At 53.7% G+C, this 24,106-nt stretch carries 22 protein-coding genes and 1 riboswitch; of the genes, 11 read left to right on the top strand and 11 right to left on the bottom strand.

The features are described from left to right. Positions 1-3 precede the first annotated feature (3 nt). Entirely contained in the window at positions 4-615 is a 612-nt protein-coding gene (locus tag HUF18_RS00455) for a TetR/AcrR family transcriptional regulator (RefSeq protein ID WP_225690696.1), read from the bottom strand. Between the two features lie 205 nt (positions 616-820). On the opposite strand from HUF18_RS00455, the gene HUF18_RS00450 reads away from it, so the two are divergent. Then, positions 821-1,108: a DUF6482 family protein gene (locus tag HUF18_RS00450; RefSeq protein WP_225690694.1), complete on the top strand. Its 288-nt coding sequence runs from the start codon at positions 821-823 to the stop codon at positions 1,106-1,108. Positions 1,109-1,145: 37 nt separating this feature from the next. Here HUF18_RS00450 and HUF18_RS00445 read toward each other — a convergent pair whose 3' ends face one another. From HUF18_RS00445 to HUF18_RS00435, 3 genes are read right to left on the bottom strand one after another with little or no spacing between them, the layout of a single operon-like run. Then, positions 1,146-2,357 (bottom strand): glycosyl transferase, encoded by a 1,212-nt coding sequence (locus HUF18_RS00445; RefSeq protein WP_225690692.1) that lies wholly within the window; start codon positions 2,355-2,357, stop codon positions 1,146-1,148. Beyond that, on the bottom strand, positions 2,350-3,183 hold the full coding sequence (locus HUF18_RS00440; RefSeq protein WP_225690690.1) for an HAD-IIB family hydrolase: 834 nt from the start codon (positions 3,181-3,183) through the stop codon (positions 2,350-2,352). The genes HUF18_RS00445 and HUF18_RS00440 overlap by 8 nt, the downstream gene beginning before the upstream one ends. Next, positions 3,180-4,175: a hypothetical protein gene (locus tag HUF18_RS00435; RefSeq protein ID WP_225690688.1), complete on the bottom strand. Its 996-nt coding sequence runs from the start codon at positions 4,173-4,175 to the stop codon at positions 3,180-3,182. The genes HUF18_RS00440 and HUF18_RS00435 overlap by 4 nt, the downstream gene beginning before the upstream one ends. A 387-nt stretch (positions 4,176-4,562) precedes the next feature. Between HUF18_RS00435 and HUF18_RS00430 the strand changes: the two genes are divergently transcribed. Next, the gene (locus HUF18_RS00430; protein ID WP_145470397.1) at positions 4,563-5,399 is read left to right on the top strand and encodes a prephenate dehydratase; all 837 of its coding nucleotides are present in this window, start codon (positions 4,563-4,565) and stop codon (positions 5,397-5,399) included. Between the two features lie 9 nt (positions 5,400-5,408). On the opposite strand, the gene HUF18_RS00425 is transcribed toward HUF18_RS00430, so the two are convergent. The 7 genes from HUF18_RS00425 to HUF18_RS00395 form a co-directional block, all read right to left on the bottom strand. Next, positions 5,409-7,064, bottom strand: a complete 1,656-nt coding sequence (locus tag HUF18_RS00425; protein ID WP_225690687.1) for an alpha-amylase family glycosyl hydrolase — start codon at positions 7,062-7,064, stop codon at positions 5,409-5,411. 94 nt (positions 7,065-7,158) lie between these two features. Beyond that, positions 7,159-9,930 carry a hybrid sensor histidine kinase/response regulator gene (locus HUF18_RS00420; protein WP_225690686.1) on the bottom strand — a complete coding sequence of 924 codons (2,772 nt, stop codon included), beginning with the start codon at positions 9,928-9,930 and terminating at the stop codon, positions 7,159-7,161. Beyond that, entirely contained in the window at positions 9,893-10,906 is a 1,014-nt protein-coding gene (locus HUF18_RS00415; protein WP_225690685.1) for an AraC family transcriptional regulator, read from the bottom strand. The genes HUF18_RS00420 and HUF18_RS00415 overlap by 38 nt, the downstream gene beginning before the upstream one ends. 111 nt (positions 10,907-11,017) lie before the next feature. Next, entirely contained in the window at positions 11,018-11,986 is a 969-nt protein-coding gene (locus HUF18_RS00410) for a GGDEF domain-containing protein (protein WP_225690684.1), read from the bottom strand. Positions 11,987-11,989: 3 nt separating this feature from the next. Then, positions 11,990-12,610, bottom strand: a complete 621-nt coding sequence (locus HUF18_RS00405) for a histidine kinase (RefSeq protein ID WP_186436011.1) — start codon at positions 12,608-12,610, stop codon at positions 11,990-11,992. Position 12,611: 1 nt separating this feature from the next. Further along, positions 12,612-12,986 carry a response regulator gene (locus HUF18_RS00400; protein ID WP_186436012.1) on the bottom strand — a complete coding sequence of 125 codons (375 nt, stop codon included), beginning with the start codon at positions 12,984-12,986 and terminating at the stop codon, positions 12,612-12,614. 142 nt (positions 12,987-13,128) lie between these two features. After that, a complete protein-coding gene (locus tag HUF18_RS00395; protein WP_225690683.1) occupies positions 13,129-13,932 on the bottom strand; it encodes an acyl-CoA thioesterase in 804 nt (267 codons plus the stop codon). Positions 13,933-14,237: 305 nt separating this feature from the next. On the opposite strand from HUF18_RS00395, the gene HUF18_RS00390 reads away from it, so the two are divergent. From HUF18_RS00390 to HUF18_RS00350, 9 genes are all read left to right on the top strand, one after another. Further along, on the top strand, positions 14,238-14,732 hold the full coding sequence (locus HUF18_RS00390; protein WP_225690682.1) for a PaaI family thioesterase: 495 nt from the start codon (positions 14,238-14,240) through the stop codon (positions 14,730-14,732). Then, entirely contained in the window at positions 14,729-15,163 is a 435-nt protein-coding gene (locus HUF18_RS00385) for a PaaI family thioesterase (RefSeq protein WP_145470412.1), read from the top strand. Before HUF18_RS00390 ends, HUF18_RS00385 begins: the two co-directional genes overlap by 4 nt. Before the next feature lie 125 nt (positions 15,164-15,288). Then, positions 15,289-15,420, top strand: a riboswitch (TPP riboswitch). Between the two features lie 155 nt (positions 15,421-15,575). Beyond that, a complete protein-coding gene (gene thiC, locus HUF18_RS00380) occupies positions 15,576-17,498 on the top strand; it encodes a phosphomethylpyrimidine synthase ThiC (RefSeq protein WP_274704254.1) in 1,923 nt (640 codons plus the stop codon). Continuing rightward, the gene (locus HUF18_RS00375; protein WP_225690681.1) at positions 17,495-18,637 is read left to right on the top strand and encodes an FAD-dependent oxidoreductase; all 1,143 of its coding nucleotides are present in this window, start codon (positions 17,495-17,497) and stop codon (positions 18,635-18,637) included. The genes thiC and HUF18_RS00375 overlap by 4 nt, the downstream gene beginning before the upstream one ends. Next, positions 18,628-18,861, top strand: coding sequence for a sulfur carrier protein ThiS (gene thiS, locus HUF18_RS00370; protein WP_145470415.1), 234 nt, complete (start codon positions 18,628-18,630; stop codon positions 18,859-18,861). Before HUF18_RS00375 ends, thiS begins: the two co-directional genes overlap by 10 nt. A 20-nt stretch (positions 18,862-18,881) precedes the next feature. Beyond that, positions 18,882-19,745, top strand: coding sequence for a thiazole synthase (locus tag HUF18_RS00365; protein ID WP_225690678.1), 864 nt, complete (start codon positions 18,882-18,884; stop codon positions 19,743-19,745). Next, positions 19,742-21,379 carry a bifunctional hydroxymethylpyrimidine kinase/phosphomethylpyrimidine kinase gene (locus tag HUF18_RS00360; RefSeq protein ID WP_225690677.1) on the top strand — a complete coding sequence of 546 codons (1,638 nt, stop codon included), beginning with the start codon at positions 19,742-19,744 and terminating at the stop codon, positions 21,377-21,379. Before HUF18_RS00365 ends, HUF18_RS00360 begins: the two co-directional genes overlap by 4 nt. Before the next feature lie 40 nt (positions 21,380-21,419). Next, positions 21,420-23,321 carry a molecular chaperone HtpG gene (gene htpG / locus HUF18_RS00355; protein ID WP_225690676.1) on the top strand — a complete coding sequence of 634 codons (1,902 nt, stop codon included), beginning with the start codon at positions 21,420-21,422 and terminating at the stop codon, positions 23,319-23,321. A 204-nt stretch (positions 23,322-23,525) separates the two neighbouring features. Further along, the gene (locus tag HUF18_RS00350; RefSeq protein WP_145470423.1) at positions 23,526-24,098 is read left to right on the top strand and encodes a YfaZ family outer membrane protein; all 573 of its coding nucleotides are present in this window, start codon (positions 23,526-23,528) and stop codon (positions 24,096-24,098) included. Positions 24,099-24,106 lie beyond the last annotated feature (8 nt).

Here is a 24,106-nt window from a genome sequence, read left to right as displayed (position 1 = left end):
GCATCAGCGGCTGAGGCCGCCGATCATCAGGCGGATAATCTCGTGCCGCCAGGGCTCTATCTGCTCATCGCTGAAGTCATTAAGCGCGACATGTTTAACCGTTTCCATCAGCATAGCGGTGACCAGTTGTGCGGCGATGGCGGTATTCATTTCGTTGCGCAGAAAGGCTTTGCTGATACCGTTTTGCAGATAGTAGGCGGTAAATTCAGCGAATAATTCCTGAATGCGGTTTACCGCATCACTGATGTCGGCATCCACCCCATAGGATTCATAAAAAGCGATGCGTGCCAGTTGCGGCCGTTCGCGGAAAATAGCAATTAACCGGTCAGCAATACGCTCCAGTTGCTGCTGATATTCAGCCAGCGAGTTGGTGTTGGGTGGGTCCTGCTGCACGACGGTCGACATCTCACTCAGCAGCAGATTCAGAATTTCGTTAAAAATATCACGCTTATTTTTGTAGTAGCGGTAAACCGTGCCATGACCAATACCCAGGCGGGTGGCGATATCGGCAATGCCACTGGCATGGAAGCCTTTTTCAGCAAAAATATCGATGGCTGCATCCAGAATATCCTGGCGGCGGCGGGCAATTTTTTCAGGTGACGCGATATTAGCCATAACTATCCAACGGTTTACCACAGGCGGTGACTGCGGTGTAAAAACGGAAAGGGACGTCATTTTTGAGGGCATCATCGCATATTGTCAAATACAGAGGTCGGTGTTTTTTTGATAGCAAAGAATTCTTAACCCTTATAGGGCTGTCTGTGTATATTGTTGTATATGTCTTGTATAGGTTTGGGTCTGCGGACACAGGAGAAGTGATATGACTACGTCAGAACTTAAAAAAGCACTGCGTCAGGGGGGAGTGGATGTCAATATCCTCACCAATGAGGGCGATCTCTATCTGGTACAGGTGGACTATATGGGGCGTCTTAGCCTGCTGATGGAAGATGGCATGCCGGTACGTTTCCGCGGCTTATCGGAGTGTTCCGGAAAGCTGGCCAGCCTGGGTGTACGCAAAGGTTTTATGGTACAGCAGTTGCCCTACGACGAGATGATCAATAACGCCGAGCGCCCCCAGGCTGACCGCCTGCCGATGTATTTTCACTGATACATCGCCAACAGCCGGTAGACAATCACTGACCCCGTCAGTGATTGTCTTCTTCGACAGCTTCATAGATGCGGTCGAGAATATCGGGTACGGCTGAGATTACCCGGTTCCAGCTGGGAATAAAGGGCGTTTCCATCGGATTGGCGAGGAAATGCTCACCGGCAGCCATAATATTTTCGGCAAACAGTTCCACGGCTTTTTCTTCGGAATGGCGATCGAGTGTTAAACCATTCATCCGCGCATCGTTGTAATAGGTTTCAACAAAATCCAGCGCAATGCGGAAGTAGGTGGCTTTAATTGAGCGGAAGGTTTCGGTGGTAAAAATTTCTCCCTGAGTGGCCAGCTTACGGAAAATGGCTTTGCAGATATCGGTGCTCATTTTCGACAGCCCCCGGCTGGCGTCTTTTTCCGACAGAGGCTGGTGTTTATGGTCATACACATCGGCAATATCGACCTGGCAGATGCGATTGGTTGAATAGTTTCGCTTCATTTCCGACAGCACGCCGATTTCCAGCCCCCAGTCGGAGGGAATGCGGATATCGTTCAGCACATCGGTACGCATGGAAAATTCACCCGACAGCGGATAGCGGAAGCTGTCGAGATATTCCAGATAATCGAGAGAGCCATAGACTTTTTTCAGGGCGCGGATCAACGGCGTTACCAGTAAACGGCTGACCCGGCCATTAAGTTTCTGTGCAGCCACACGGGCATAAAAACCTTTGGCAAATTCATAGTTAAATGCCGGATTGGCCACCGGATAAATCAGACGGGCCAGCATACTGCGCTCGTACGTCACAATATCGCAATCGTGCAGGGCGACGGCTTCGGCGCGCCCGGAAGCCAGTACATAGCCATAGCAGTACCAGACGTTACGGCCTTTACCCATTTCTTTCGGCGCCAGACCTTCATTTTGCAGCAACTCATCAATTTTGCGCAGGCGCGGGCCATCGTTCCATAAAATGCGGTGATGCTGCGGCAGGCGCGAGAAAAACTCCCGGGCATGGGCATATTCTTTTTCATCGGCGCGATCAAGGCCAATCACGATTTCATTAAGGTAGGGGACTTTGGCAACGTCGTTGATAATGTTGTCCAGTGCCGGGCCGCTGAGTTCGGAGTAGAGAGAGGGCAGCACCAGCGACATGGGCCTGATACGTGAAAAACTGATGAGTTCTTTTTCTAATTCGTCCAGTGGACGGTCAACCAGATTATGCAGAGTGGTAATAATGCCGTTCTGATAAAAATCAGCCACTATGAGCCTCCTTGAACAGGTCATCTAACAGGGAAAGTAAGGTTTCATTCCAGCCCGCCGGTCCGGCTTTACTGGCAATCCGCAGCTGTGGGTGCTGCAGTTCGAGGGTGTTTTTTATACCGGGAATCACAATGGCGTAGTCGGCGGCGCTGAGCATGGCGCGGTCATTTTCGCCATCACCCAGGGCGACAACTTTCACCGGCTGTTGCCATAACGCTTCGTAATGATGACGGCAGAATTCCAGACCGTGGGCCTTATCGTTAGGCCCCATCACATGATGAAAACGGCCGCCACTGAGCAAACGCAAGTTGTGGCTGCTCAGAGCCAGACGAAATTCTGCGAGCTGCTCATCGCTGCCGGTCCAGACCAGAGGCTCGGACGCGCTGCGCTGTTTTGCCAGGTGAGCGTCTTCTACCGATAAACCGGTTAATGCCGCTACTTCGGTGGCGGTCATATCGTTAAAACCACGGAACTGAAAACCCTGCTGACGCAGACTGTGCAGCACTTTCAGTATGGCCAGATAACTGCTGTGCAGAATCTCGCTGTTGTAGCCATTACCGTTACTTTTCGGAATAAAAATCGCACCGCCGTTTTCGCAAACAAAGGGATCGTGATTGTCCAGCGTTTCTCTCAGAAGCAGCATTTCGGCAAAGGTTTTACTGCTGTTAAATACGCAGGGAATATTCAGGTTGTGCAGTTTTTTTAAGGCTTTTTCCGCCGCCTGTGCGCTGTAGCTGTGATGGTCCAGCAAACAGCCATCAAGATCGGTGACCACAACCAAAGGCAGTTCCGGCGGAGTCTTGTGCGGATGTGTGGATGTATTCATGGCTTATCCACCTCCGGGATTTTGCTGTGAATGGCGGCAACCTGATGCTGCGTGTCCAGTTCCAGAACCAGATCGGCATGCTCTGGCAGCTCGCGTAATGCGTTCTCGGTCAGACGCTGATAGTGCTGAATAAAGCGTATCAGCCCGGCCTCGCTGAGGCTGCGGTCGGTGGTTTTACTCAGACTGATTTTGTTCTGCGACAGAGCTGCTGATTGTTTGCGGTTACTTTCTTCCTGTTCGCGGCGCCACTGGTGTACGGCTTTCATGTCGGGGACTTTCAGCATCAGCAGGCGGTCGATCTGGGCGAACCATTCGGCATAGCTGCCGGCCAGTTGCTGATTGACCCAGCGCCGCCATTGGCCGTCGCTGTCGTCGCTGGCTTCAAGGCCGTTGACCGGCTCCTGCAGGTCTTCTTCTGCAACCGGCAGACAGCCTACACACCAACCTTCAAACAGGATCAGATCGACCGGGCCCGTCACTTTATGCCAATAATTATCCGGCAGGCGGTCATCCTGAATTTTATCGAAGACCGGAATCATTAAACGTTCACCTTCGTTCAGCTTGCGCAGCTGACGGGTCAGTAACATGCCCAGTGCCACATCATGGGTGCCGGGCACGCCACGGGTGGTCAGCAGCGGGTGAATATTCAGTGCCAGCTGGCTGCGTTCGGAGTGCGTCAGGTAGAGATCATCAATGGACAGCACTACGGTGTTCCAGCCCAGAGCTTTGCGGTATACCAGTGCCAGGGCTTTACACAGGGTGGATTTCCCCGATCCCTGACCACCATGAATACCAATAACCGGCACTTCTGTTGGCAGACGACCTTTTTCGCTTGCCAGCCAGGCGGCAAGCGGCGCCCAGACATCCGGCCACTGGCTCAGCCAGGCGGCAGGAAAGTCCTGCAACTCTGTTTCGCCAGCGCTGCGTAATTGTTCCAGCAGTTGTGGATCGCTGCTGAGTGATTGTGGCCAGAGTGTTGGTTGAAAATTCATATCGATACCTGTTATCTGTCCCGGTTAAATTAATGGTAGAGCAGATACCTGAATGAGACAGAGCAGGCACTGTGCCAGATAAGATTTTTCGCCTGATTTTACTGACCCAGAGCACTGCTTTTATGTGCTCTGGTGAACCTGAACAGAGGTAGAATGGGCTGTATAAGCTCAGAAGTGCACGGCAGGCGGTCTGCACGGGCAGGCGTTGATGTCGGGACGTCGATGGATATCCTGAAATTTATGTTAGTGCCTTGTTTTGGTGCATTTTATGCTGGTGTTTTTCATGCGCCCCATGGTGGTGCAATAATGCGGTGGTGCGATAATGCATCGTCTGGCTTGGCAATGCATTGGCACATTGTTCCGTTCGATTAATTTGGGGAGATTTTCATGCAGCCACGGGTTGCCTATCAGGGCACTGCCGGCGCTTATTCGCATCTGGCTTGTTGTAAGGTGTTCCCTCACTGGGAGGCGGTTGCCTGCGATGATTTTTTATCGGCGCTGGAGCTGGTGGCTTCCGGTTTTGCCGACCGGGCGATGATTCCTCTGGAAAACTCAACGGCCGGGCGGGTTGAAGAAATTTACCGGTTGATTCCGAAAACCTCGCTGTTTGTTATTGCCGAGCATTTTGAACCGGTCAATCACTGTTTGCTGGCATTACCGGGGGTAAACCTCAGCGATATTGAGGAGGTGGCCTCCCATCCGCAGGCGCTGGCGCAGTGCCATCAGCGCATTGTTAATCTGGGCATGAAGGCGGTGGCCGCGGTTGATACGGCGATGGAAGCGCGTAACCTGAGTCAGGGCAAAAACCGCAAGCGTGGCGCCATTGCCTCGGCGCTGGCGGCCGAACTGTATGGCCTGAACGTGGTGCATGATAATTTTCAGGATGTAATCGGTAATACCACCCGTTTTCTGGTGTTCAGCCGTGAGCAGGAGCATCAGCAGGCTGAGCCCGGTATGGATTACATCACCAGTATTCTGTTTTCGGTGCGCAATATTCCGGCAGCGCTGTATAAAGCCCTGGGCGGCTTCGCCACTAATGGTGTGAACCTGCTGAAGTTAGAAAGCTATATGGATGGCGGCACCATGGAGGCCAGCCATTTTCATGTTGATATTCAGGGGCACCCGCAGCAGCACAATATGATTCTGGCACTGGAAGAGCTGGAATACTTTGCCCGCGAAGTGCGCATATTAGGCAGTTATCCGGCGCACGATTACCGCGTTTAACGCAGATCGTCAGACATAAACCTTCAGCGGATAATCATCCTGTAATTGCAGCACCAGAGCCTGCAGAGGCTGCAGTTGCAGACGGCCATGGTGGAAATCCAGACTCTCCGCTGAGGTTTCTCTTTCATCCTTCTTTTTATTATTCAGCAGGCAAGTGGCCAGCGCCTGTGGGTGCAGGCTGGTGGATTGCGTGCGGTTGGAAAAATTCAGCAGTATCAGCAGCCGTTCCGTACGGCCGGCATTTATACCACTGCGCTCATAGGCGAGGACATCCGCTGACGCCTGTAAAAGGCGCAGTTTTCCCTGATGCAGGGCCGGTGTTTTTTTGCGCAGCCAGATCAGTTTTTTATACCAGCTCAGCAGGCTGTGCGGGTCTTGCTGTTGTTGGGTAACGCTGTGCGCAGGGACGGGTTCGTCCGGCAACCAGCTCTGCCCCTGAGTAAAAGTGTTAAGCGGAGCATCCCACATCATCGGCCGGCGGCAGCCATCACGTCCGGGATGCAGTGGCCAGTAACGGATACCCACCGGGTCCTGCAGGTCGCGGCGCTTAACGTTTTGTTCCGGCATACCGGTTTCTTCGCCGTAATATAAAAACGGCGTACCGCGTAAGGTCAGCAGCAGGGCGGCGAGTATTTCAAGGCGGGACTGGGTGAGTTTACCTGCACGGTAACGGCTGGCATGACGGCAAAAATCGTGATTACTTAATGTGTAATTAGGCCAGTTTTCACTGCCCAATAATTCCGTCCATTTTCTGATGATGGCGTGAAAGGCACTGGCTTTAAACGGTGCTCGTAAAAATTCAAAATTAAAGGCCAGATGCAGCTCGTCATTCTGACCATAATAACTGGCCGGTAAATCACTGTTGCCGGCATCGGCAAGCATCACTTCGCCTACCATCATCCGCTCTGGCCAGGCATCGATCCAGTGCCGCATTTCATGCAGCAGACTGTGCATCTCCGGCTGATCACGATCATAGATATGACGCTGACGATCATAAGGCCGTGCCAGTCTGAACCAGTCGGTCGGGTTATTACGCAGTTGCGCATCTTTGTAATACAGATTCACTACATCCAGACGGAAGCCATCGACGCCTTTCGCCAGCCAGAACTCCATAACCTGTTTAACGGCCTGTTTAACCGCAGGATTGCGCCAGTTAAGGTCGGGTTGCTGTGGCAGAAAAGAGTGATAATACCAGGCCTGACGCTGAGCGTTAAAGCTCCAGCCGCGCCCGCCAAAACAGCCAAGCCAGTTATTGGGCGGCTGTTTACCCTTATGCCAGATATACCAGTCGGCTTTATCAGAATCCGGATCGCAGCTTTGCTGGAACCAGGGATGCTGGTCGGAGGTGTGATTGACCACCAGATCGAGAATAATCCGGATCTGGCGCTGATGCGCCTGCTGCAGTAATTCGTCGAAATCATCCATGCTGCCGAACTGCGGATCGATAGCGCAATAGTCGCTGATGTCGTAACCAAAGTCGCGCATGGGGGATGGAAAAAACGGTGACAGCCAGATGGCATCAATGCCGAGAGATTGTTCAGTGCCATCATTTAAATAATCAAGCCGCTGAATCAGGCCCTGCAGGTCACCGACACCATCGCCACTGCTGTCCTGAAAACTGCGCGGATAGATCTGATAAAACACTCCCTGTTGCCACCAGTTCATAAAGGCCTCTGCTGTCAGTAATAAGGCGATTATGGACGGCGCTTTGTGACAGAGGTATGAAGCCCTTGCGTAATTACTACCGCTCTTACAGCCATCAGGTTCCGTCGGGTGGCGGCAGCAGCCAGCGCAGGCATAACTGGCGCAGCTGTTCCTGACGGATGGGTTTGCTGAGAAAATCATCAAAGCCGCTGTTCAGGGCTTTTTCCTTGTATTCAGGCAGGGCATGAGCGGTGAGAGCAACCACCGGAATGTGCTTATAGCCCGAGGCTTCCTGCTCATGCTCCCGCAGCCGCTGGGTGGCGGTAAATCCATCCATAACCGGCATTTCACAGTCCATTAAAATCATATCCGGATGAGCCTGTTGCTTTTCCTGCCAGGCCTTAATAAGGCTGCTGCCATCGGAAAAAATTTCATATTTAAGACCAAGGTTGCGCAGCATGCCGACAACCACTTTTTGATTGACCGGATTATCTTCAGCCACCCAGACCAGGCAATCTTTGAATAATTGTGCCGGTACTATGTGTTTATTTCCGTATTGCGTACCGACGCCATTGAGACGGTGCACTATGCTGGACGTTTTTAACGGCCGCACAATCTGTTGCAAAGGATTGAGTGCAGGGCTGTTTTCATCGCATAAATACAACAGGCGCCGGTAATGCTGAGTGTTGCTTTCCTCCGGGGGCTGGTCACTGAATAAAAGATCGGCCGGAGCCTGTTCCGTTACCTGAAAACCAAGCTCGCGCATAAACCGGGTAACCAGTTCCCGCTCTTCTGCCTTAGACAGCTGAATATGTACAGTACCAGCATCAATGACTTCAATATTCACCGGATTATCTGGCTGGCAGTCGGGCAGGGTAAAAATAAACTCTGTGCCCTCGCCGCTGCGGCTGTGAACGTTGATATCGCCACCGAGTAATTCGCTTAACTGTTTGCAGATGCTCAGGCCCAGCCCGGTGCCGCCGTAATTGCGTGAGGTAGAGGCATCAGCCTGGCTGAAATGTTCAAATAAACGCGTTTGATATTCCTTGCTGATACCGATACCGGTGTCTTTGATACTGAGCAGCATTTTCTGCTCACTGAAACGCAGGGTCAGAACAATACTGCCGCTATTGGTAAATTTAACGGCATTACTGAGCAGGTTGTTGACGATCTGGCGCAGACGGGTTGGGTCGGTATGAATGGTCTGATACAGCGGCAGGTGCAGATGGGCAAGCAGAACCAGACCTTTTTCTTTTGCCTGCTGGGAATACAGCGTCAGGCAGTCACTGATCAGTTCATGTAAAGGTACTTCCTGCATCTCCAGCTGCAGTTTGCCGGAATTCATTTTTGACAGATCCAGAATGTCATTAAGAATGGTGAGCAGGGATTCTCCGGACGTACTGATGGTTTCCAGATAGCGTTGCTGTTGCGGGTCGAGGGGAGTTTGCCCCAGTAACTGCACCATCCCCAGTACGCCATTCAGCGGTGTGCGGATTTCGTGGCTCATCATGGCCAGAAATACCGATTTAGCCTGATTTTCCAGTTCTGTCTGTTTACGCTGCAGTTCTGCTTCCTGCATGCGATAGCGCGAGCGCAGGCTTTCTCTCTGTGCTTCCGTCATCTGCTCCAGCGTCAGTTTATGTTGCTGGCGTTCTTCATAAAAACGCAGGGCAATGGCCATGCTGTGAGTACAGACCAATAAAATGGAGCCAATGTGTGAAGAGTATTCAATTAATGGCGTAATGGGCAGCAAGCCTTCTTTACTCAGGCTGTGCACGATAACCCCCAGCAGCAGGGTCAGCCAGCCGCCGGCATACAATAAACCGGATAAGGTCCGCTGCAGGGCTGCGCTTATACCAACAATCAGACTGAGCAGGCTGATGATAAACGTAGCCGCCATGGTTATTTTTACTGCGGGCTGATAATCAATAAACGGATTAAGGATAAACACCAGCAACGCCAGATATAAACAGCCCTGATTAATCCGGTGCAGGCGTGGATGATTATGTTTTAAGCGCAGAAAACGTCGTGCAAATAACGTAGCAAAGATACAGGCAGCGGCAACAGCCAGAATGGTCAGGCGTTCTTCCAGCCATAAGTTGTCGGGCCACAGATATTCAAAACCATAACCACTCAGTGAAATGTAGAAAAGCAGATAAGCCAGCAGAAAGCAGGTGAAATACAGGATGTACATTTCACGGGTTGTTGCAGCAATAAAAAAATTAAACAGCAGAATGGCTGCAATAAAACCGATATACAGACCGGCGCTTAGATAATCACTGGCCGCTTCCGCTTCCTGTTCGTCCCTTAACCAGAAGGTAACAGGCAGTTGCAGAGAGCCTGCGCTTTGTACCCTGAGATAAATCTCGTACTCACCGGCGTAATTCAGCCGCAGGGGAATATGAAAATTACGGTGTCGCAGGGGGCGCTGGCTGAACGGCAAGCGATCACCAAACTGTTCCTGCTGAATGGTTCGCTGGTCAAACTGCAGATACAGATCAACCCGGTCGAGCAACGGGAATTCAATACTTAACCGCCACTGGTCACTGGCTTCTGGCAATGTTACACGCAGCCGGAACCAATAAGCGTCTGGCGATAAACCGAAATTCGGAGTGGTATCCGGGTGGCGTCGCCACTCGGGTTTTAAAGCCTTTAATTCGTCCAGAGTAAGAGCTTGCTGGCTGTCTTCCTGCCAGTACTCAAGTTCGCGCCCGAGGAGACGGCCAGAGTCCTGTTCGCTGAGTGTCCAGCTGGCCGGTGTTACGGCAAGGGCAGTCGCCGACTGACCAAAAAGGCAGAGCAGAAATATCAGGGAGGCAGCAAACCGGATAACCGACAGATAACCGGAATCAGCGGCGGATGCCTTGTTGTTGGCTGCGATAATCACCCGGTGTCAGTCCCATCCATTTTTTGAAAGCGCGGTGGAATGTGCTGGTTTCGGTGTAGCCCAGATACTCGGCAATTTCACGGATACTGGTATCCTGCTGCGCCAGACGCAGGCTGGCTTCCTCCAGCCGGCATTCATCTTTCAGTTTCTGAAAGGAGATCTGCTCATCATGCAGGCGCCTCCTCAGTGTAGCACTGGATACACCGAGCTGAGCGGCGCTTTCGGCCAGATCCGGAAGGCTGTCGATATCGTAACGGCGAAACAGCTGACGCAGTTTACCCGTCATGCTTTCATGCGGATTCGGCCGGGCAAGAAAATCAGCCGGAGAGTGATTTAAAAAGGCGCGCAGGGAGGCCGCGGTCTGACTGACCGGCAGGCTGAGTACCCGGCTGGGAATCAGCAGATAGGTGCTGTCTTCGTTGAATTTAACCGGTGTGGCAAACAGGTTCTGATACAGCGCAGCATGCACCGGTGGCGGATAACAGCAGCCCACCGATAACAGGGGAATACCCTGGCCAACCAGCCAGCTGCTCAGCCGGTGCCAGATAGCCAGCAGGGATTCGCTGAGAAAGTGATCGGGGTCTGCAGCCGGGTCATGTTCAATTTGCAGCCGCGATAGCTGCGGACCGCGAATAACACGGATATTGGGGGCGCCGTCAAACAATGCGTAAAAGCGCCTGGCACGATGCAGGGCATGCTCCAGTGATGAACAGCTGATGATGGCCTTGCACATCATGGCAAAGGTGCCGGAATGGCTGCGTACTTTCGCCAGCCCCATAAATTCATCATCACTGTGGGCCCACAGTGTTGCCATCAGGCTGGCATAGTCATTGGCATTAATCTGTCCCTCAGGATCGGCCAGAATGGCAGCATCCAGCCCGGCAGCGGCCCACAATTGTTCGGGGTCCAGACCGAGACCGGCAGCGCCGCGCAGTGGCGCATCAATAAAAGGGCGGGGTATCCAGTGACTCGACATGCCTGTAACTCACAGTATCCGGCCGGAGTGGCCGGATGTGATTTTGTTGTTATTGATCAGGAATGGCAAGGTTTGTTGAGCATATATGTCATGCAGGTTCAGGCTGCCGGCTTAGTGTGCTTTGGGCTGATAGACCGTGGTTTTGTTACGACCACTTTCTTTGGCGTGATACAGCGCTTTGTCGGCGGCCTGCAGCCAGTCCTGAGCACTGGCGAAGCCTTTCTGATAACGGGCAATACCCAGGCTTGCGGTGGCATGGATGCTTTGCTGATCATGCCTGACTTCCATGCGTTCGATCATTTTGCGGATACGCTCGGCAAAGACCACGGCCTCTTCTTCATCGGTATCGACCAGCAGAGCAGCGAATACTTCACCGCCGAAACGGCAGACATGGTCGGTCTGACGCAGTGTCTGACGTATGCCCTCCGATACCGAGCGCAGTACCTCGTCACCGGCCTGGTGACCATAGCGGCCATTAATGGTACGGAAATCGTCCAGATCAAACATGACCAGAGTGCTTGGTAATACCGAACGCTGGCAGCGCAGAAATTCACGCTCAATATCTTTCAGCCAGTAACCGCGACTGGACAGCTCGGTCAGTTGGTCTGTGCGGTTCAGTTCATTCAGGGTCTGATGCGCAGATTGTACGTCTTCGCGGCTGACGGCAATGTCGGTCACGTCATAAATAATCACGCAGATATGATCAACGCTGCGGTTAATCGACTCCAGCGGAATAATGCTGGTGTTCTGATACATCACCGACGCGCGGCCGGTAATGGGGCGGTAATTTTTAAAGCGGAATAAATACGGACGTTGCTCCCAGATGGTAAAGGTGCGGGTTTTCAGCTGATAAACCGGCTCCGCTTTTTTCATAAACCAGTCTTTGGGAATTTCGTTGAACAGCTCGAACAGGTTTTCGCCCTTGGCTTTTTGCGGGCTTAAGCCACTGTGGCTTTCCATAAAGCCATTCCACAGCTGGATATTGTACTGGCGGTCGAGTACCACCAGACCGACGTCGATATTCTGCAGAATATCCATCAGCCAGTGGATGTCACCAAATTCAATGTTTGAATCCGTCATACGTTAATCCAGCAGATAATTAATTTTGTTGTTCAGTTTCGCGACCGAGTCTTCGGTAAACAGCAACAGCAGGTCGCAATCGATATTCACATGCTCGATGGTGTAGTGAATTTCAATCGCCAGGGTTTTGGTCCACTGATGATTGCCACTTTTTAAAATGTCATCGACTTTACAATGCTGGCCAAGCACCACCGGATGACCCTGATTAAAGTGAATCTCCAGCTGCTCACCAATGCCCTGAATACAGGCACCGATTAACAGTGAGCTGACGTCCATTAATAATTCCAGCTCGCCGTAACGGTCGAGTTCGCCACCATAATTCATCAGTGCGGCCAGATCTGAGAAGCTGGTGTCGTTAAATAACAGCAGCGCTTCACCGGCAATACCGGAGCCAATAAATCCCTGGCATACCGCCGACATAGCCGAATCGGTTTCAGCATCCTGAATCGCCATGTGCAGATCGCTGGATTCAATCAGGTTTACTTTGGGAATCGGCAGCACCACATAGACATCCAGCAGTCGTGCCAGACGGTCGGCGGCCTGGCCCATGGCGACGTTAGTCAGCTCCTGATAACAGTCGCGCTGGTCTTCGTTCAGAGATACTGCGGTAGATGTGACGCTCATATCAGGCCCCTGTCAGAATGCCATATTCGGTCAGCACTTCGCGGGCTTTATCGGCATCAATCGGCTTCTTGATAAAAGCCATTGCCCCGAGTTTTTTGACTCTGTCCTGAGCATCGGGCTGAATATCGCCGGATACCACAATCACCATGGCGGGCAGATCTTCTTTGCGGATGGTTTCCAGTACGCCGTAGCCATCCATATTGGGCATGGTCAGATCGAGAAAAACCACTTCGCCTTTTCCTTCGCGGATGGCCTGTACGCCTTCCACGCCATCACCGGCAAAATGAATGTCCACTTCCCATTCTTTGGGGATCGCCCGTGCCATTTGTTTACGGGCAAAACTTGAGTCATCGCAGATCAGAACGTTGGTAGCCATAGCTGTCATCGGCAGAGAAATTGATGACTAAGTAATAGTTGCCCGCTGCTTATTGAGCAACTAATCGGAAGGAATAGAGGGAAGAAACTGCTGTTGCAGCCTGATAGTCAGACGAAGGTATCAGGCTACAGTAAGAACGGCCTCAGCGTTTATCGTAAACCACCACCAGCTGGCGGCTGAGTGCCAGCAGCACACCATCGGCGGTGTAAATCCGGGCCTCAGTATGGCCGTAACCATCGTGAGCCTGGCGGATGTCCGCCTCGTACCAGAGCCAGTCGCTGCCACCCGGTAACTGTGGCAGCTGGCTTAACGGCGTCACCATCTCGATGCTCCAGGTCACGCTGGCACAGGGAGCCGGGCTTTTCAGCTTTTGCAGCAGCGTTGGCGGCCAGGCATCGATCAGGGCGACCAGATGGGCATTGCTCAGCGCGCGTTCGCCATCGTTAAAGCGCATCCAGCCACGGATAACATTGTGTTTGCTGTTGGTGAAGGGCAGGCCGCCTTCCACATAGGTGAAATTAATATGCTGGGTAAATTCCGGAGTTATACCTTTGATAAAGGGCATGGCCTGACCTGATCCCGGCGTGCCACAGCTGACAGGTGGCAGCTTAACCTCGATATCCGATTCCCGCTCTCGGCCGAAACAGGCATTAACCAGCGTAGTAACCTGATCCTGCTGCACGGTCTGGCCCTGATAGTGAGCAACGGATTTACCAACGCGGATGCTTTGGCTGCTGAGGGTGAAAGGTTCAGCGGTATTGAGCGGGCCGCAAAAACTGACATTCAGTGAACGCAGCACCTGGCCGTCGTCCAGACCCTGTTCTATGCGGTGCAGGATTAATGCTGCTGACAGGCCGCCAAAGGTGGTGCGGCCCTGACCCCAGCTGGGATGGATTTCCAGCGTATCCTGCTTATTAACCTGCTGCAGGTAATCGTCAAAATTCATAGCATTTCTCTTTAAGGGGCAGATCCCTTTTAAAGGCTGATCCGGGTGTGTATCGGGGATATTTCTCAGGCGTCAAACCATAGCACAGGGTGCTTGTTTGTCTTATAGGGTGGTGAGAAAAACGTTCAGTTCTTATGTTTGTTGTGAGCAATTCTGTTAACGACACCGGGCGAAGCGATCATTGCCAAAATTCAGCTTTCCGGTATAACGGGCGCCCTTTGCGCCGGTCAGGCCATTTCCTGATAGAATTCACACAGTCGTGCTGTGCCTGTCTGGCTGTCACAATCACCCTCAGCGGAGATCTTATGAGCTTATCGGTTAAAACACGGGCCGAGCGTTTCGTTGCCACCCTGCGTCACTGTCAGGTTTTGGGGCTGACGGTTGAAAGCGCGCAGGACAATGTACTGGTTATGCGCCTGCCATACAGCGAACAGATTGTGGGCAACCCGGTCACCGGCACTGTGCATGGCGGCAGCCTGACCACGCTGATGGATACCGCCTGCGGTACGGCGGTGTTTTCCTCACTGCCGGGCTTTGAGCTGTGCCCAACGCTGGATCTGCGCATGGATTATATGAAAGCGGCAACACCAAACCGCGATCTGTTTGCCGAAGCACGGGTAACGCGCGTGGCCAGCTCAGTGGTGTTTACCGAGTGCGAAGTATTTCAGGGTGAGGAACGCGATCTGGTGGCCAAATGTGCTGCCACCTTTATGCGTATCGGCGAAAATATGACCCCACCGGAATTCCGTGCCCGTATCGAGCAGGGCGATGATGTAACGGCTGCAGGAGCTGCACAATGAGTTTTGAAACCGTGCTGCAACAGGCGCAGCAGAGCGGTAATTTCCAGCCGCTGGTGGATGGTATTCCCTATGCCAATTTAATTGGCCTGAAATTTCAGCGTTTTGGTCAGGATGTGCTGTTTCATCTGCCGGCCAACGAAGACAATATCGGCAATCCGATTTTACCGGCCATTCATGGCGGCGTAATCGGCGGCTTTATGGAGCTGGCGGCGTCACTGCATCTGATGATGACCATGGATACTGCCGCCTTACCGAAAATGATCGATTTTTCTCTCGACTATCTGCGTGCCGGACGTCATCAGGATACCTTTGCTGAATGTCAGGTCTGGCGTCAGGGCTCACGCGTCGCCAACGTCGCCATTACCGCCTGGCAGACCGAGCGCACCAGCCCGATTGCCACGGCCCGCGCGCATTTTCTGCTGGCGCGTTAATGTCCGGCTGTTTCTCTTACGGCGGCATTTCTGACCGCCGTTGATGCCTGCCCGGCGTGGATGTTTTGCATAAATAACCCGCCGGGTGTCTTGTCCGCGTAGTCTTCTCTGCCGTACACTCTGTGCCGATTCTGTCGGGGTGCCTCAGGATGTTCAGCGTGCTGAAACATCAAAGAGGTTGAGATCGCAATGTGTTTGCGGATCCCGTTGAACCTGATCTGGTTAGTGCCAGCGTAGGGAACAGAAAAGCGGGTTTTTCGCGGCTGTCGCCGATTTCTTAAACCCCGGTCAGTCACCGTTTACGGTGCGGGTTGTCAGTATTTTGCTGCTGCCTGTGATCATCTTTTTCTTTTCTTCGCTGCCTGCCGTTATTTTTCTTCCGTCGTCTGCGACGGCTAAAAAGGTATTGAGCATGGGCAAAAACAATTCAGCGCATACATCGTTAAGCGAACAGATGCGTGTTGACGAACTCTCTCTGCAGCCATTTCCGGCGTCCAGCAAATTCTATGTGCAGGGCAGTCGTGCCGATTTACAGGTCGCGCTGCGCGAAATTGCGCTGTCCGATACACAGCTGGCTAACGGTAAAACCGAAGCCAATGCGCCGGTGCGGGTATACGATACTTCCGGCCCTTACACCGACCCGGCCGTGAGTATTGATGTGCGCAAGGGGCTGCAACCGCTGCGTCAGAACTGGATTAATGAACGGGCCGATACTGAGGAGCTTACCGGTTTCAGCTCCGAATATGCGCGTATCCGCGATATGAACCTGACGCTGGAAAAACTGCGTTTTGAACTTAAGCGTCGTCCGCGCCGGGCATTAGCGGGCAAAAATGTCACTCAGCTGCATTATGCGCGACAGGGCATTATCACCCCGGAAATGGAATATGTGGCCATCCGCGAAAATCTGGCATTAAGCCGGGCACAGCTGGATGAGGCACAAAAAAGCCAGCATCCGGGTATGAGTTTCGGCGCGTCGATTCCGGCGGAAATTACCCCGGAATTTGTCCGCTCAGAAATTGCCCGCGGCCGGGCGGTGATTCCCAATAATATTAACCACCCGGAAACCGAGCCGATGATTATTGGCCGTAATTTCCGCACCAAGGTCAATGCCAATATCGGCAATTCGGCAGTTACGTCGTCCATCGAAGAAGAAGTGGAAAAGATGGTCTGGGCCACCCGCTGGGGCGCCGATACCGTGATGGATTTATCCACCGGTGACCATATTCACGAAACCCGCGAATGGATTATCCGTAATTCACCGGTGCCTATTGGTACCGTGCCTTTGTATCAGGCGCTGGAAAAATGCAACGGCGTGGCCGAAGACCTGACCTGGGAATTATTCCGCGATACCTTAATTGAGCAGGCCGAGCAGGGCGTGGATTATTTCACCATTCACGCCGGTGTGCGTCTGGCGCATGTGCCGCTGACCGCCAAACGGGTGACGGGTATTGTCAGCCGTGGTGGTTCGATCATGGCGAAATGGTGTCTGGCGCATCATAAAGAGAGTTTCCTGTACACCCATTTCGAAGACATCTGCGAAATTATGAAAGCCTACGATGTCTGCTTCTCCCTCGGCGATGGTCTGCGCCCCGGCTCCATTGCCGATGCCAATGACGAAGCGCAGTTTGCCGAATTAAAAACCCTGGGTGAATTAACCAAAATCGCCTGGAAGCACGATGTGCAGACCTTTATTGAAGGTCCGGGCCATGTACCAATGCATTTAATTAAAGAAAATATGGAGATGCAGCTCGAGCATTGTGACGAAGCGCCGTTTTATACCTTAGGGCCGCTGACCACCGATATTGCACCGGGCTACGACCATATAACCTCTGGCATCGGCGCGGCATTAATTGGCTGGTATGGCTGCGCCATGCTGTGTTACGTCACGCCGAAAGAGCATCTGGGCCTGCCCAATAAAGATGATGTTAAACAGGGCTTAATTACCTACAAAATTGCTGCTCATGCCGCTGACTTAGCCAAGGGCCATCCGGGCGCACAGCTGCACGATGATGCGATGTCGAAGGCGCGTTTTGAATTCCGCTGGCAGGATCAGTTCAACCTTGCCCTTGATCCTGATACGGCGCGCAGTTACCACGACGAAACCCTGCCGAAAGAAGGCCATAAGCTGGCGCATTTCTGTTCTATGTGCGGGCCAAAATTCTGCTCGATGAAAATCTCGCAGGAAGTACGTGATTTTGCTTCGGCCCAGGAGGCTGAAGACGCACAGCAAAGCGAAGGCGTGCTGCAGAGCGAAGAAGCGCAGCAGGGTATGGCTGAAAAAGCCGCAGAATTCCGCGCCAGCGGCAGTGCGCTGTATCAGGAGGCCGAAGCATGAGTGAGCAGCGTCGGGTTTGTATTGCCGGCGCGGGCCTGATGGGCAGCTTGCTGGCGTGGCGTCTGGCCCGTCAGGGCTTTCAGGTGGAGGTGTACGAAGCCGCCGCCGAAGATCAGCCCGCCAGTGCGGCGCACACCGCCGCGGCGATGGTCGCGCCTTACAGCGAGCGCTCACTGGCGCATCCGGATGTCTTTGCGCAGGGCCTGCAGTCGTTACAACTGTGGCCGCAGTTATTACCGGAGCTGCATGCCGACAGTGGCATTGCCGTGCATTATGGCCAGAGCGGCAGTCTGGTGGTGGCCCATCCGGCGGATCAGGCCGAGCTTGCGCAGTTTGCTCAGGATCTGCGTCAGGGCGGTTTATGGAATCCCGCCGATGACGGGTGTGAAAACGAAGCCGCCATTCAGCGTCTGAATCAGGCGCGGTTGCAGGACCTTGAGCCAGCGCTGAATCCACAACTTGCTGAAGGTTTCTGGCTACGCCACGAAGCCTGGGTCGATAACCGTGCGTTATTACCGGCTCTGCATCAGGCTGCCCGCAGCTTTGGCGCGCGCTTTTATTTTTTAACAGCGCTGAACGATTTCCCGCCTTACGCCGATATTAAGCTCGATTGTCGCGGACTGGGCGCCAAACCCGCCTTGCCACAGCTGCGTGGCGTACGCGGTGAGGTGTTGTGGATTGAAAGCCAGGAGGTGCAGATTTCGCGGCCGATACGGTTGCTGCATCCGCGTTATCACCTCTATCTGGTGCCGAAAGGGCGCCATCGTTATGTGCTGGGTGCTACCGAAATCGAAAGCGAAGACCGCTCGCCGGTCAGTGTGCGCTCCGCGCTGGAAATGCTCAGTGCACTTTACTGCCTGAGTCCGGCGCTTGCCGAAGCGCGGATTCTGAACTTCGACGTCAATTTACGCCCGGCACTGGCCGATCATCGTCCGCAGATCCTTGCTCAGGATGATGGGGTGCTCAGCATTAACGGCCTGTTCCGTCACGGTTATCTGCTGGCGCCAGCGCTGCTGCAGCGCCTGCAACAACAGCATGGCTTAGCTCTTGGACTGGAGCCTGCGCCAACCGGGCAGTCCGCCCCTTCAAAGTCTATCCCCTCGCAAGCCATCGCCTTCGGAGGTGAAGCATGCGCCTGATTATTAATGGCGATTCTTGTGATCTGCAGGTCAGCACAGGGCTTAGCCTGCAGCAATTGCTGCAACAGCTTGGCTATCTGCAAATACGGCCGGAGGATGCGGCTGTGAGTGGCAATTTTATTGTTGCCGTGAACCAGCAGATCGTCAGTGCAGCGCTCTATGCGGGTACATACCTTAACGAAGATGACTGCATCGATATTCTCGGTGCCATTACCGGTGGCTGAGCAGGGTTCTGGAGAAGGATATGAATACAGAAAATAGTGCAGGTATGAGTACGGATATTTCCACCGACGCCCTGCAGATTGGCGGCCAAACCATCAGCAGCCGTTTGTGGCTGGGCTCCTCCCTGTACCCGTCACCACAGGTGATGGGTGATGCCATTGCCGCGGCAACCCCCGGATTTGTCACCGTCTCGCTGCGCCGCCAGAGTGCTGCTCAGGTACAGGAGCAGGTGAGTGAACATGGCCACTGGCATCTGCTGCATCAGCAACTGGCCAGTACCGGGGCAAAACTGCTGCCCAATACAGCCGGTTGTCACAGTGCCCGTGAAGCGATTCTGCTGGCGCAGATGGCGCGCGAGCTGTTTGCCACCGACTGGATCAAGCTCGAAGTTATCGGTGACGACTACAGCCTGCAGCCGCATCCGCTGCAGCTGGTGGATGCGGCGCGCGAGCTGGTGGCGCAGGGGTTTAAGGTGCTGCCGTACTGCACCGACGATCTGGTGCTGTGTCAGACCCTGCTGGAGCTGGGCTGTGCGGCGGTGATGCCCTGGGGCGCTCCTATTGGCACCGGCAAAGGACTGATGAATCCGTATCAGCTGAAAACCCTGCGTGAACGTCTGCCACAGGCGGTATTGGTGGTGGATGCCGGATTGGGTAAACCCTCTCAGGCGATGGCGGCGCTGGAAATGGGCTTTGATGCGGTACTGCTCAACACAGCGGTGGCGCGTGCCCATGATCCGGCCACGATGGCGGGAGCGTTTAAACAGGCGGTGGATGGCGGCCGGGCTGCCTATCGTGCTGGCCTGATGTGCGAGCGTGATCAGGCATCGCCTTCCACGCCGACGCTGGGGCTGCCGTTCTGGCATCAGACCGGAGGCGGAGTATGAGCCTCTGTTCAGGCCCGGTGAGCCGGGCAAAAATCTGGAGTATTGCCGCCTCCGACTGCAGTGCCGGTGCCGGCAGTCAGGCGGATTTAACCATGGCGCGGGCGCTGGATACCGATTGCGCCACGCTGATCTGTGCCATAACCGCGCAGAACAGTCAGGGCGTGCAGGCCGTTGAGGTGCTGTCGCGGGCGATGCTGGAGCAGCAATGGCAGAGCCTGAAAACCGATGGCTGGCCGCAGGCAATTAAAATCGGCTGGCTGCCACCGGGCAATCTGCTGCTGCCCTGGTTACTGGAGAAACTGCAGGAATATCCCGGGCCCGTCATCTGGGACCCGGTGCTGTCGGCCTCGCAGGGTGGTTTCCCCCAGGCCAACTGGCCGAAAGACGCATTGCAGGCCCTGCTGCAGCGGGTTGATGTGCTGACGCCTAACCTGGCAGAAGCACAGGCGCTGCTGACGTTATTGCAGGCGCAGGATGATGGCGGCACTGTACAAAACGATTACGAGCCAAATAATTGCGCGCTAAACGATTACGAGCCAAATAATTGCGCAGACATTTCTGCCGCACTGCAGGCGCTGGGCGTTAATCATTTACTGATTACCGGCGGAGACAGCACTCAGGCCGGCAGTACTGAATCTGACGAATGGATTCAGGATGCGTTCTTTGCGGCTCCCTCGTCGGCATCAGGCTCTGCTTTCGGTGATCAGTTGCCAGGCCCGGATTTATTGAGGGCTTTTGTATTCCGCCACCGGCGCTTACCGCTCAAGGCGCACGGTACCGGCTGTCATCTGGCCAGTGCCATTGCCTGCGGTCTGGCGCAGGGCTATACGCTGTACGATGCCCTGACCAGAGCCGTGGCGGCGGTACGCCTGGCGATCCGTTCAGCCAGTGAGCGCGCTAATGGTTACCACAATGCCTGGGCGCGGCCGCTGAGTGAGTCGGTGGCCGAAGACTGGCCGCAGGTTGTTCCTATGCAACAGCGGGCATCGGCTGTGCATTTTCCGCGCTTGCCGCAGCCTCTGGGGCTTTATGGGCTGGTGGATAATCTGCCGCATCTTAAGCGTCTGCTGGCGCTGGGTATCGACAGCCTGCAATGGCGGGTTAAATCGCCGGGGGCAGAGCATAAAGCTCAGACCGCTGAGGCCATTTATTATGCTGCAGAATCCGCAGTACCTTTGTTTATCAACGATGACTGGCAGCTGGCGCTGGAGCTGGGGGCTTTTGGTGTGCATCTGGGGCAGGAAGATCTGCTCACGGCGGATCTGCAGGCGCTGGCAGAAGCGGGTATCGCACTGGGCATCAGCACCCACAGTGATTGGGAGATCGCCCGTGCGCGCGGGGTGAATCCGTCTTATATCGCCTTTGGCCCGGTGTTTACGCCGCTGTCGAAAGTGTTGCGTTACCAGCCTTTGGGTACGGAAACGTTAGCCCTTTGGGTCGAATGTTTTACCGATCATCGGCTGACCTGTATCGGCGGGATTACAACAGCGAATATTGCTCAGGTCGTGGCCAGTGGCATTGATTCGGTCGCCATTGTAACTGAGCTTACCGACGATGAAGCGCTGCCGCAGCGGCTGACCGATTTGCGTAAGTGTATTCCGGCGCTTGAAAAGCGTTGCGTCGTCCCCATTTAAACAACACTGTTTTTTATGGCGCGTTGTAAAGGAGACGAACATGACCGCAGCCAGCAAAGAAACCTTGGGTTTTAAAACCGAAGTTAAACAACTGCTGCATCTGATGATTCACTCTTTGTATTCCAACAAAGAGATTTTTCTGCGTGAGTTGATTTCCAACGCTTCAGACGCCTGCGACAAGCTGCGCTTTGAAGCCCTGCAGAACGATGCTCTGTTTGAAGGTAATGCAGATCTGGGCGTACATATCGATTTTGACAGCGAAGCCCGTACCCTGACCATTGAAGACAATGGTATCGGTATGAACCGTGAAGAGGTGATTAATCACCTCGGCACCATCGCTAAATCCGGTACGGCCGAATTCCTCAGCAAACTGAGCGGCGATCAGAAAAAAGATTCGCAACTGATTGGCCAGTTTGGTGTTGGCTTTTATTCGGCCTTTATTGTCGCCGATAAAGTCACGGTTGAAACCCGTCGTGCCGGTGATGATGCGTCTGAAGGCGTGTGCTGGGAATCGGCCGGTGAGGGTGAATTTACCCTGGAAAGCATCGATAAAACTGAACGCGGCACCCGCATTACCCTGCACCTGAAAGAAGACGATGCAGAATTTGCTGACAGCTTCCGTCTGCGTTCACTGATTAAAAAATATTCAGATCATATCGCGGTGCCTGTGTATCTGCCGCAGGAAGTCAGTGAAGATGACGCTGACGGCGAGAAAAAACAGATTCCGGAAGCGGTTAACCAGGCCAAGGCGCTGTGGACCCGCAGTAAGTCCGATCTGAGCGATGACGAATATAAAGAGTTTTACAAGCACGTTTCCCACGACTGGAACGACCCGCTGCTGTGGTTGCACAACCGTGTGGAAGGCAAACTGGATTACACCAGTCTGCTGTATATTCCGGCTAAGGCGCCGTTCGATATCTGGAACCGCGAAGCGACCCGTGGTCTGAAACTGTACGTGCAGCGTGTCTTTATTATGGATGACGCTGAGCAGTTCCTGCCGTTGTACCTGCGCTTTGTGAAAGGTGTGCTGGACTCCAACGACCTGTCGCTGAACGTTTCCCGCGAAATTCTGCAGAAAGACAAACAGGTCGACAGCCTGCGCAGCGCGCTGGTTAAACGGGTACTCGATTCACTGGAAAAACTGGCGAAAAATGAGCCGGAAAAATACCAGAGCTTCTGGGATGAATTCGGTGATGTGCTGAAAGAAGGCCCGGCAGAAGATTTCGCTAACCGTGAAAAAATTGCCAAGCTGTTCCGCTTTGCCACCACCAAGAGTGACAGTGCCGTACAGAATGTCGGTCTGGAAGACTATGTTGCGCGCATGCGTGAAGGTCAGAAAAAGATTTACTACATCACCGGCGACAACCACGCAGCGGTGTCCAGCAGCCCGCATCTGGAATATTTCCGTACTAAGGGTGTTGAAGTGCTGCTGCTCACCGACCGTGTTGACGAGTGGATGGTTGGTCACCTGACCGATTTCGACGGCAAGGTCTTCCAGGATGTAACCAAAGGCGAACTGGATCTGGATGAACTGGCGGATGCTGCGGAAAAAGAGCAGCAAAAAGCGCTGGAAGAAACCCATAAAGATCTGGTTGAGCGCGTGCAGAAAGCCCTCGAAGGTGAAGTGAAAACCGTCCGTGTCAGCTCGCGTCTGACTGATTCCCCGGCTTGTCTGGTGGTTGGCCAGTACGATATGGGTGGTCATATGCGCCGGCTGATGGAAGCAGCGGGGCAGGCGGTTCCGGAGCCTGAAACGGCCCTGGAAATTAATCCGTCGCATCCGCTGATCGAACGTCTTGACAGCGAGCAGGATGAAAGCCGCTTTGCCGAGTTAGCGCAGGTGATTCATGCCCAGGCACAACTGGCAGAAGGCAGCCAGTTAAAGCAGCCGGCGGAATATGTCGCGCGCCTGAACAAACTGTTGCTCGATTTAATGCGTTAATTACAGCGTTTACTGGTCTAAGGGCCTGTTGATATTAATCAAACAGGCCTTGCTTGCGGCGGCCGTGGTTTAACCACTGCCGCCGCACTGCTATTATGCCGGCAAATAAAAATCAGCTGCTGTCTGTTGCCTCCATTAGTGGGAGAACAGTGACGGGTTATCCGCGCAGCAGCCGGTACTGTGATCTGATTATTGGGGAATACTATGAAAATGTTGCGTATGACCGCTCAGGGAATTCTGACGGCCGGTGCACTGGTTTTACCGACTCTGGTACAGGCAGGTGGTTCACTGGATATCAGTCTGGCCGATGATGTCGCCCGTGTTGCTTACGATGCCACCCAGATGGGTTCCGGGCTGCACATTAATCTGGCTGCGCTGCATCATGAAGATGACGGTGATATGGTTTCTGCGGGATTGCACGTAGTGGATGTGCGCCCATCAACCAGTCACCTGTATATCGGTGTGGGTGCAAAAGTGATTGCCTTTACCACCGATGATTTTGATGGCGCGGCTATGGGGGTTGGTGGCTTTTTCCGCTACAGCTTCCCGGCAGCTCCGGATGTTGGTCTGGCGGGCTATGCCTATTACGCGCCGCCGGTTGTATCATTCGGTGATGCTGAAAACATGATCAACAGCGATATCCGTCTGCAGTTCAGTCTGCTGCCTACGGCACGAATCTATGGCGGCTATCGTTACAACAGCATCCGTATTGAAGATATTAATGACCGTTACAAACTGGGCGATGGTGCTCACTTCGGTCTGACCATCGACTTTTAATCTCAATT

It is taken from the genome of Thalassolituus sp. ST750PaO-4 (genome assembly GCF_020320405.1).
Taxonomy (GTDB): domain Bacteria; phylum Pseudomonadota; class Gammaproteobacteria; order Pseudomonadales; family Oceanobacteraceae; genus Venatoribacter; species Venatoribacter alkanivorans.
The sequence above is the reverse complement of the archived record's forward strand: the minus strand, read 5'-3'. Positions and strand labels throughout refer to the sequence as shown.